General features: G+C 70.9%; 8 protein-coding genes. 4 read left to right on the forward strand and 4 right to left on the reverse strand.

The features are described from left to right. Nucleotides 1-155 precede the first annotated feature (155 nt). From AB0J68_RS18745 to AB0J68_RS18755, 3 genes are all read right to left on the reverse strand, one after another. Complete coding sequence (locus tag AB0J68_RS18745) at nucleotides 156-1,661, reverse strand: bifunctional cytidylyltransferase/SDR family oxidoreductase (protein ID WP_354862091.1); 1,506 nt, start codon at nucleotides 1,659-1,661, stop codon at nucleotides 156-158. A 144-nt stretch (nucleotides 1,662-1,805) separates the two neighbouring features. Further along, nucleotides 1,806-2,615 carry an ABC transporter ATP-binding protein gene (locus tag AB0J68_RS18750; RefSeq protein WP_354862102.1) on the reverse strand — a complete coding sequence of 270 codons (810 nt, stop codon included), beginning with the start codon at nucleotides 2,613-2,615 and terminating at the stop codon, nucleotides 1,806-1,808. Between the two features lie 4 nt (nucleotides 2,616-2,619). Beyond that, nucleotides 2,620-3,516 (reverse strand): ABC transporter permease, encoded by an 897-nt coding sequence (locus tag AB0J68_RS18755; protein WP_354862092.1) that lies wholly within the window; start codon nucleotides 3,514-3,516, stop codon nucleotides 2,620-2,622. Between the two features lie 217 nt (nucleotides 3,517-3,733). On the opposite strand from AB0J68_RS18755, the gene AB0J68_RS18760 reads away from it, so the two are divergent. The 3 genes from AB0J68_RS18760 (at nucleotide 3,734) to AB0J68_RS18770 (ending at nucleotide 8,608) form a co-directional block, all read left to right on the forward strand. Beyond that, on the forward strand, nucleotides 3,734-4,333 hold the full coding sequence (locus AB0J68_RS18760; protein WP_354862104.1) for a TetR/AcrR family transcriptional regulator: 600 nt from the start codon (nucleotides 3,734-3,736) through the stop codon (nucleotides 4,331-4,333). A gap of 134 nt (nucleotides 4,334-4,467) precedes the next feature. Next, a complete protein-coding gene (locus AB0J68_RS18765) occupies nucleotides 4,468-6,579 on the forward strand; it encodes a DUF6077 domain-containing protein (RefSeq protein WP_354862093.1) in 2,112 nt (703 codons plus the stop codon). 271 nt (nucleotides 6,580-6,850) lie between these two features. Continuing rightward, nucleotides 6,851-8,608, forward strand: a complete 1,758-nt coding sequence (locus AB0J68_RS18770; RefSeq protein ID WP_363939622.1) for a CDP-glycerol glycerophosphotransferase family protein — start codon at nucleotides 6,851-6,853, stop codon at nucleotides 8,606-8,608. A gap of 172 nt (nucleotides 8,609-8,780) precedes the next feature. Here the strand turns inward: AB0J68_RS18770 and AB0J68_RS18775 are convergent, their stop codons facing one another. Beyond that, the gene (locus tag AB0J68_RS18775) at nucleotides 8,781-9,119 is read right to left on the reverse strand and encodes a DUF952 domain-containing protein (RefSeq protein WP_354862097.1); all 339 of its coding nucleotides are present in this window, start codon (nucleotides 9,117-9,119) and stop codon (nucleotides 8,781-8,783) included. A 126-nt stretch (nucleotides 9,120-9,245) separates the two neighbouring features. Between AB0J68_RS18775 and AB0J68_RS18780 the strand changes: the two genes are divergently transcribed. Next, nucleotides 9,246-9,488: hypothetical protein (locus AB0J68_RS18780; protein ID WP_363939624.1), on the forward strand; the 243-nt coding region annotated here is incomplete at its 3' end.

Genomic DNA, 9,488 nt, shown 5'->3' on the forward strand with positions numbered 1-9,488 from the left:
GCCAGCGCCAGCCCCCACCCGGTGGCGCCGGTCAACGCCACCACGACGAACGCCAGCACCGCCAGACCGACGCTCAGGCACCGGGCAAGCAGCTTTCGGACCAGGTCACCACGCATGTCGTTCCGTTCGCCGCCGTCGGAGTTCCGTCGCCCGCGTCAGCTCGCGGAGGTCACGGCCGCCGCCGCCTCGGCCCGCGCAGACTGGGCCGGCACCGACGGACCGTCACCGGGCGCCCGGCGTACGTCGATGACCTGACCGGTCAGGTCGGAGATCAGCACGTCCAGCGACGACTGGGCGACGGCCTCCGCGGCGAGCAGGGTGTTCTCCGGCTCCTCGCCGAACGCCCGGGTCCGCATCGGGGTGGCCGTCCGCTCCGGGTTGATGCAGTTGACGCGGACGCCGACGTCGGCCCACTCGTCGGCGAGCGCCTGGGTCAGGTTGACCAGGGCGGCCTTGGTGGCCGAGTAGAGCGCGTAGCGGGCCCGACCCCGGGTGTACGAGCTGGAGGTGTAGAGCAGCAGCTGGCCCTTGGTCTGCTGGAGGTACGGCAGGGCCTGCCGGGCGATGGTCACCGGACCGACGAAGTTGACCTGCAACACCCGGTCCATCGTCTCCTCGTCCATCTCGGCCAGGGCGCCCTTCTCCAGGATCCCGGCGGTGACGACCACGTGGTCGATCCGGCCGGTGGCCTCGAAGGCGGTCGTCAGCGCGGCCTCGACGTCCTCGGCGCGCTCCACGTGGGTGCCAGTGGTGGAGCGGCTGAACGGGAAGACCTGCGCGCCGTAGCGCCGGGCCAGCTCGGTCAGCTCGTGGCCGATGCCGTAGCTGCCGCCGAACACCACGATGGTGCGGCCGGTCAGCTCCTCGCTGTAGCTGCGGTGGTCGGTCAGCCGGGGCGCCTGCGCCGCGGCGAGCTGGAAGAGCTTGTCCGCCAGGTGCACGTCGACCGGGTGGGTGACCTTGATGTTCTCGTCCGAGCCGTCGATCACCTTGATCGGGGTGCCCGGCAGGTAGCGCAGGACCACGCCGCAGTCGTCGGTGGCCGCGAAGTCGGGGTCACCCTCGGCGATCCGGTACGCCTCGCGGATGGTGGGGGAGCGGAACGCCTGCGGGGTCTGTCCCCGGCGCAGCCGGGAGCGCACCGGGATGTCGGTGATGCAGTCGTTCTCGTCCACCTGGATGATCGTGTCGGCGGAGGGGATGGCGACGTCGACGGCGTCGTAGGTCCACAGCGCGTTCACGCACTCGCGGACGATCCGGCCGCTGAGCAGCGGGCGAACCGCGTCGTGGAAGAGGATGTTGCAGTCGGCCGGGCCGACCGCGTCCAGCGCGATCCGGGTGGTCGCGTTGCGGGTGTCGCCACCCTCGATCACCTTCGTGACCTTGCGCAGGCCGGCCTTCTCGACGATCTGCCGGGCGTCCTCGACGTGGCCGGTGGCCATCAGCACGATGATCTCGTCGATCTCCGGAGCGGCCTCGAAGACGGCCAGGGTGTGCTCGATGATCGGCTTACCGGCGATCTTCAGCAGCTGCTTGGGGATGCCGAGGCCCAGCCGGGTCCCGGTGCCGCCGGCCAGCACCACGGCCACTGTCCGCGAGGGCCGCCACGGTGCGGGGGTCTCCGTTGCGGCGTCCGGGCCAGTGGTCTGGTCCTGCGTCATTGCCGGATCCTCACTCTCAGAATTGCGTTAACGGAAGGTTCCGCCCGAGCGGCGACGGAATGAACCTTAACGCGCGGACCGCGCCGCCCCAATGCGGGCGACGCGGTCCTGGTGCCGTGTCGATGCCGGAGGTTGGCCGGCACTCTACTTGCTGTTCGCGTACGCCTCGTATGCGCGGATGACCTCGTCGGTGGGGCCGTCCATCCGGAGAACGCCCGATTCCAGCCAGATCGTCCGTTCGCAGGTGTCACGCACGGACGAGAGTTGGTGGCTGACCAGGAACACCGTGCCGGCGCCCTCGCGCAGCTCGCGTACCCGCTGCTCGCTGCGCTTGCGGAAGCCCTTGTCGCCGGTGGCGAGCGCCTCGTCGATGAGCAGCACGTCGTGCCTCTTGGCGGCGGCGATGGAGAACCGCAGGCGGGCCGCCATCCCGGAGGAGTACGTGCGCATCGGCAGGCTGGCGAAGTCGCCCCGCTCGTTGATCCCGGAGAAGTCGATGATGCCCGCGGCCTGCTTGGCCACCTCGTCGGGGTGCATGCCCATCGCCAGGCAGCCCAGGACGACGTTGCGCTCGCCGGACAGGTCGTTGAGCAGCGCGGCGTTCACGCCGAGCAGCGACGGCTGCCCCTGGGTGTGGATCGCGCCCCGGTTGACCGGCAGCAGGCCGGCGATGGCCCGCAGGATCGTGGACTTGCCGGAGCCGTTGCTGCCGATCAGCCCGATCGCCTCGCCCCGGTACGCGGTGAACGAGACGCCCTTGACCGCGTGCACCTCCCGGACGTTCGGCGCGTTGGTGCGCTTGACCAGCCGGCGCAGCGCGGCCACCGGAGTGGTGCCACCGGTGGCACCCTGGTGGACCCGGTAGATGATGTGTGCGTCGTCCACCACCACGGTGGGGATCCGCTCCTGCGCCAGCACGGGCAGGGACACGGTCGCCTCGTCGGCGGCCCGCAGGGAATCAACCACGGCCGTACTCCTGTTCGCCGCGCCAGAAGTAGATGTAGCCACCGATGCCGGCCACCAGCGCCCACCCGGCGGCGACCAGCCAGAGCTGGGTCAGCGACTCGTTGAGCATCGGCGGCTCGTCCAGCAGCGCGTAGCGCGCCAGCTCGATGTAGACCAGCAGCGGGTTGAACTGGACCAGCGTCGCCGCCCAGCCGGGCAGCCGCGCGAAGAGGCTGACGCTGTAGAGCACGCCGGAGCCGTACATCCAGGTACGCATGAGGAACGGCATGACCTGCTTGAGGTCGCTCGCCTTGGAGCCCAGCCGGGCGACGATCAGCACCACGCCGGCATTGAACACCGCTTGGAGCAGCAGGGCCGGCACCAGCACCAACCATTTCCAGGTGATCGACTCGCCGGTGACCAGCACGATCCCGATCAGCACCACCATCGAGGCGAGCAGTTGCTGGAACTGGGTCACCGTGGTGGACAGCGGCAGGCTGGCCCGAGGGAAGTGCAGGGCCCGGATCAGCCCGAGATTTCCGCTGATCGACTGGGTGCCCGCCAGCACCGCGCTCTGGGTGAAGTTGAAGATGAACAGGCCGGTGGTCAGGTAGCCGATGAAGTTCGGGATCCGGTCGTTCTGTCCCAGCACCACCCCGAAGATCAGGTAGTAGACCGCGGCGTTGGTCAGCGGGGTGAGCACCTGCCAGAGCTGGCCCAGCTTGGCGTTGCTGTACGAGGCGACCAGCTTGGCGTTGGCGTACGCGGCGATGAAGTGCCGGTAGGCCCAGAGTCGGCGGCTGTACTCGGCGAGGGTGGGTCGCTCACCGGCGACCCGTAGCCCGTGCCGAGCGGCCAGCTGCGCCTGGGTCAGGCCCGTGTCGGGGTCGACCAGCGCGGTGGTGGCCATGGAAATGGCGCTCCGATCTTTCGTGCAGACGGGTTGCTCGCGACGATGGAATCCTAGTGGGAAGGGTGCGCGGGGCGCCGCCTCGCCGCTGCGTGGACAGTAGTCCGAAACACGTCGGGACGCAACCGTAGCGTCGTTGCGCTACTGTAGTGGGCGTGACCTGCGAGAAGAGTCCATGGTGACGACCGAGAAGAGGCGTGTCCCGGCCGGCGCTGCGGTGCTGCGCGACGAGATCACCACGGCCATCCGGCGGGCGCTCATGCAGGAGCTCGCCGCGGTCGGCTACGGCCGGCTCTCCATCGAGGCGGTGGCCCGCCGGGCCGGCGTCAGCAAGACGGCGATCTACCGACGGTGGAGTTCGAAGCTGGACCTGGTGGTGGAGATCGTCGCCGCCGCGGCGCACGGCAAGCTGCCGGTGCTGGACACCGGCACTCTGCGCGGCGACCTCGCGCTGCTGTTCCAGGCGGTGGCGCACGCGCTGCGCCACCCCCTGGCCTCGCAGATCATCCCGGACCTGCTGGCCGAGGCCGCCCGCAACCCGGCCATCGAGGAGACCCTGCGTCAGGTGCTGCACGCCCGCCAGCAGGAGATCGGCGGCCGCCTGGTCACCCGCGCCGTGCAGCGCGGCGAGCTGCCCGCCGACACCGACCCGGACGCCGCCGTCGACCTCATCGTCGGCCCGCTCTACTGGCGGCTCGCCATCGCCCGGCTGCCGCTGACCGACAGCTACCTGGACAACCTGGTCGAATCCGTGGCCGCCGGGCTCGGCGCGACCAGCTCCGTACCGCTGCCCAGGGCGGCGCCGATTCCTGGCTGACCGAGCCCACGACACCACTCGCAGCGGGGCCGGCCGCGCCGCCCTCCTCCGCTAGGCTGCCCACTTGACACCCGGCCGTCACGAAACCGACATCCGTTTTTCGCCCCCACATCCGCCTGACGAGAAGGACGCCCGTGGCCAACGTCGACAGCATCGCCGTCGCGCCCACTGACCCGGACCCGACGCCGCGCCCCGAACAGGTGTCCCGGCTGGGCCAGGGCCCCGACCGGAACCCCGCCGCCCGGGTACGCGCCCTGGTGGCCGCCGCGCCGGCGCTGCTCACCGATGGGGCCGTGGTCGCGTTCGCGCTCTTCACCGTCCTCTACCACGCGGCGTTCCTGGCGGATCTGCGTCCGTCGGTGACTTTCCGGATCTGGCTGGTCGCCTGCGTGCTGGTCGCCGTCGGGGCCGTGCTGCGCGCCCGCCGGCGCCCCGGAGGGATCTTCGGCGAGGAGGAACGGCCCGAGCCGGTCGAATCGGCCGACCCGCAGCCTCCCGTCGACCGCCGTCTGCTGATCGGCGTGCTCGTCGCTGCCGCGGTGGCCGCGGTCACCGCCGGAGTGGCGGGAACCGGTGCGGCCGTCACCTGGTGGATTCCGGCGGTAGCCGGCCTGCTCGCCGCGACCGGTGGGATCCTGCTGCTGCGTCGGGTCTGGCTGAGCGGCCCGACGTCCTCCTCGGTCGCGCCGATGCCCACGGCATCGCAGTCGGCGTACGCGCTCGTCATCTCGGTGCTGGTCGGAATCTCCTCGTTCTTCCTGGCCCGCAACACTCCCGACGACGTCTACTACGTCGGGAAATCAGTCTGGATCGCCGAGCGGGACCTCATTCCGCTCAACGACTTCCTGTTCTCCGAGAACGTCCTGCCGGCGATGGGTTCGCAGCCTCCGATCCCCTCGATCGAGGTGTTCGACGGCGCGCTCGCCCACGTCTTCGGCATCCACGGTGCTTCGGCCACCTGGTACGTGGCGCTACCGATCATGGCGGTCCTGGCGGTGCTCGCGCTGTGGCGACTGACCCACCGGTGGGCGCCGCGTCGACCCGTGCTCGCCTTCACGGTGGCCGTCGCGTATCTGTACCTGGTCGCCGGCGGGGATGCCGCGCTGGGCACGTTCCACCTGCCCCGGCTCTACGAGGGCAAGGGCATGTTCGTGTCGGCCGTCATCCCGCTGATGTGGCTCTACCTGACCGAGTGGTTCGACAACCGCTCCCGGCGCAGCCTGTTCCTCATCGTGGCGCTCTCGATCACCGCCATCGGCCTCACCACCACCGCCGCGATCATCCTGCCGATGCTGGTCGGCGCCGCCGGGTTCGCCATGTTGCTGGTCGGGCGCTGGAAGGCCGCGGTGGTGGCCGGGGTGGCGGCCCTCGCGTACCCGATCGGCTCGCTCGTGGTGTCCCGTCTGCTGCTCGGCGGGCTGACCGCGGACGGCGCGGACGACGCCTTCTTCGACGCGGCGTACACCTACAAGCGGACCCTGCTGTTCGGCGTGGTCGGCGTGATCTCCGGACTGGCTCTCTGGTGCGGCCCGCTGCTGGCCCGTCGACGTACGCCCGCGCTGCTGACCGCAGGTGCGACCGCGGCCCTGAGCGTGCTGTTCGTCCCCGGGGTGTTGGAGGCGTTGAGCGCGCTGAGCGGCATTTCCGTGGTGCTGTGGCGGGTGCCGTGGCTGCTCGCCCTGCCGACACTGATCGGGCTGCTCTGTACGGTCCGGGTGCCGGCGCCCACGCCGGTGCTGCGTCGCGCCGCGGCGGGTGGGATCGCGGTGCTGCTGGTCGCCTCGTTCGCTCTCTTCGCCACCCCGATGTGGTCCGCGAAGAGTTGGGTCGATGTGCACGAGCGGCCCACCTGGAAGCTGCCGCAGCAACGCCAGTCGATCGCCTTCTGGATCAAGGGCTTGGACCGGCCCCCGGGCCTGCTGCTCGCGCCGAAGACCATCATGCGCGCCTCCCTGGTCGTCACCAGCCAGGTCCGGGTCGTCCTTCCGCGCGACTTCTATCTCGTTGAGTACGATCTCAACTCCCAGTTCGCCAAGGACCGGCTGCTGCTCGCGGGCTTCGCCGACGGCGCCACCACCCCGACGTCGACCGAACTCGCGTCAGCGCTCGACCGGCTGGACGTGGGCACCATCTGTGTCTACAACGGAAATCAGTACGCCCGTGAGATGGCACCACAGCTCGGCTACCAGGAGTTCGCCAAGCGTCGGGGACCCGGGGCCATGACCTGTTTTCGGCGGGTCGGCTGAGTACCCGGTCCGCTGAGCGGCCCGTGCGTCGTCCTGGGGTGGTACGCGGACGGCCGGTGCGTTGACCGAAATGTGCGCCCGATACCCGAGCGACACCGCTGGGTCCGTTCGCGTTAAGGTCGCAGTCACCACTACCGCCCGCCGCACGGGGTCTGGATCACCACATCTGTGGCCGGCCGCTCCTGGTGCGCGGTAGGCCATGCGCGACGGGGAGTGTCATCGACGCACCACGGGCATGCGTCCAAGACGGAAATCGTAGGGAGCGAACTCGTTGTTCGGCACGTTGACAGGACGCATCGGAGTGGCCGCCCGCAGCGCGCTGCTGGTGTTGTCCTACCTGGTCATGCTCGTCGCCGGCGTCTTCGGTTGGGTCGGCCTGTTCGCCGTCGCCGGACTGGCGGCGGTGCTCGGCGAGTTCGCCGTCGCCCGCTGGTCCCCGCAGTCGCAGCTGTTGCTGGAGAAGGTCGGCCTGCACTGGTCGTACCGGCAGTTGACCCGGGACCTGGCGGCCGTGCTGCTGGTCGCCGCGGAGGTCACCCTCGACGGCACCGAGCTGAGCCTGCTGCTGATCCTGCCGGCGGCGGTGTGGGTCGTCTCGGTGTTCGCCGGCGCGCTCTCCACCATGATCGACCGTCGTAACCCGCTGTCGGCCCTGGTGCGCAACATCGAGCTGGGCCCGCTGCGCTCGGCCCCTCGGCCGCCGGCCTGGGCGGCGGCGGTCGCGGGCGAGCGGATGCCCCTGCTCAACGTGCTGCTGGTGCCGGCCGCGGTGGCCGCCGCGGTGCAGCACGATTCGATGCCGTTCCTCGTGGCCGCCACGGTGACGGTGGCGGCGACCGCGGTGGTGGGCGCGATCATCGCGGTGACCTGGCTGCGCGGCCGGGGCTCCGGGCAGGGCCCGTTGCTGCCCGCCGTGCAGCGCTGGCTCGACACGTACCGGCCCGAGGTGGCGCTCTACTTCGCCGGACCGGCGAAGGACGTCTACCAGGCCAACATGTGGCTCGCGCCGACCGAGGCGCTGAACCAGCGCGCGGTGGTGCTGATGCGCAGCCGGGAGGCGTTCACCGAGCTGGCCGACACCCGGCTGCCGGTGATCTGCGTACCGGCCGGGGTGGACTTCATGAACCTCGAACTCGGCAGCGTCCGCGCGGCCCTCTACGCCGCGAACGTCGGCGCGAACATCCACATGCTGCGCGAGCCCGGCATGAAGCACGTCTTCGTCGGGCACGGCGACAGCGACAAGCAGGCCAGCGTCAACCCCTACAGCAAGGTGTACGACGAGGTCTGGGTCGCGGGCCTGGCCGGCCGGGAGCGGTACGCCCGCGCCGGGGTGGGCGTGCTCGACGCGGACATCGTCGAGATCGGCCGGCCGCAGCTGGCCGGGGTGCACACCTTCGGCGCCGAGTCGGTGGACCGGCCGTTCACCGTGCTCTACGCGCCCACCTGGGAGGGTTGGCTCGACGACGACCCGTACCACACCTCGCTGGTGCTGATGGGTGAGCGGATCGTCAAGGGCCTGCTGGCCACCAACCCCCGGGTGCGCCTGGTCTACAAGCCGCACCCGCTGACCGGGTCGCGGTCCAAGGCGGCCAAGGCCGTGCACGACCGGATCGTCGAGGCGATCAAGGCCGCCGGCGGCAACCCCAACGCCGCGTCCCTGGACGGCACCGCGCACCTCGTGGTGACCGGCCGTACGCCGGCGCTGTTCGACTGCTTCAACCAGACCGACCTGCTGATCAGCGACGTGTCCAGTGTGGTCTCCGACTTCGTGCAGAGCCAGCGGCCGTACGTGGTGGCCAACCCGGCGGGCCTGCCGGAGGACGAGTTCCGCCGGGAGTACCCGACCGCGCGGGCCGCGTACCTGCTCTCCGCCGACTGTGGCGAGCTGGAGAAGATCGTGGCGGTCACCCGGGCCGGCGACGACCCGATGACCGAGGCACGCCGCGACCTGAAGACCTACCTGCTGGGGCCGGCCGAGGCCAACCCCATGGACCGGTTCGCCGAGGAGATCTCCCGCCTCTGCCGCTGACCCGCGCGTACGACGTCCCGCGCCCGGCCCGACATCAGTCGGACCGGGCGCGGTCGCGTCAGCAGAGCCAGGGTGGCGCGGTCGCGTCAGCGGAGCGGGGGTTGGCGCGGTCGCGTCAGCGGAGCCAGGGTGGCGCGGTCGCGTCAGCGGAGCGGGGGTTGGTGCCGTCGCGTCAGTCGAGCAGGGCGGCGACCGCGTCGGCGACCGGTGTGTCGGCGGGCAACGCGCGGGCCGTCACCACAGCGGTCAGCGGCAGCGGTCCGTACAGGTGCGGGAAGAGCTGCCCGCCCCGCGACGGTTCCCAGCGCAGGGCGTCGCCCAGCCGGTCGGCGTCCACGCCCAGCAGGGTGAGGCCGGTGGCGCCGGCGAAGTGCCGGCGGGCCGTCTCCACCACCTGGTCGGCGGCGGAGAGGTGGATGAAACCGTCCTGCCGGTCCACGGCCGAGCCGGCGACGGCGCCGGCGGCCTGGGCGTCGTCCCACTCGACGGTCGGCAACAGCTTGTAGATCACCTCCGCAGACTACGTCGCCGATGTCGCGCTGCGAGAACGTCGGCCGGTGCGCGTTTCGGCCGTACCGCCGCCGACGCCCGTCGCCGCCCGGCATGCTCAGGTGGAGCGGCCGGAAAGGGGTGGACGATGGCGAGCTACGACGACGACTGGACCGACACCCAGCGCGGGTTGTACGACGAGTGCTACCGGGCCGGCGGTGAGTGGGCCGAGGACCCGGACACCCCGTCCGACGACGTACAGCATGTGATCAACCTGGCCGAGGCGGACGACGACGCCTTCGACGACGCCGAGATCGACTTCCCGCCCCTGGTCGACGCCGTGACCCAGGCCAGCGGGGTCAACGTCACCAGCGTGCCGGCCCGGCACGAC

This window comes from Micromonospora sp. NPDC049580 (assembly GCF_040675595.1).
Classification (GTDB): domain Bacteria; phylum Actinomycetota; class Actinomycetes; order Mycobacteriales; family Micromonosporaceae; genus Micromonospora.

Coding starts and splice junctions, on each gene's coding strand:
- AB0J68_RS18745 (WP_354862091.1), bottom strand. CDS start 1,661: ATGACGCAGGACCAGACCACTGGCCCGGACGCCGCAACGGAGACCCCC.
- AB0J68_RS18755 (WP_354862092.1), bottom strand. CDS start 3,516: ATGGCCACCACCGCGCTGGTCGACCCCGACACGGGCCTGACCCAGGCG.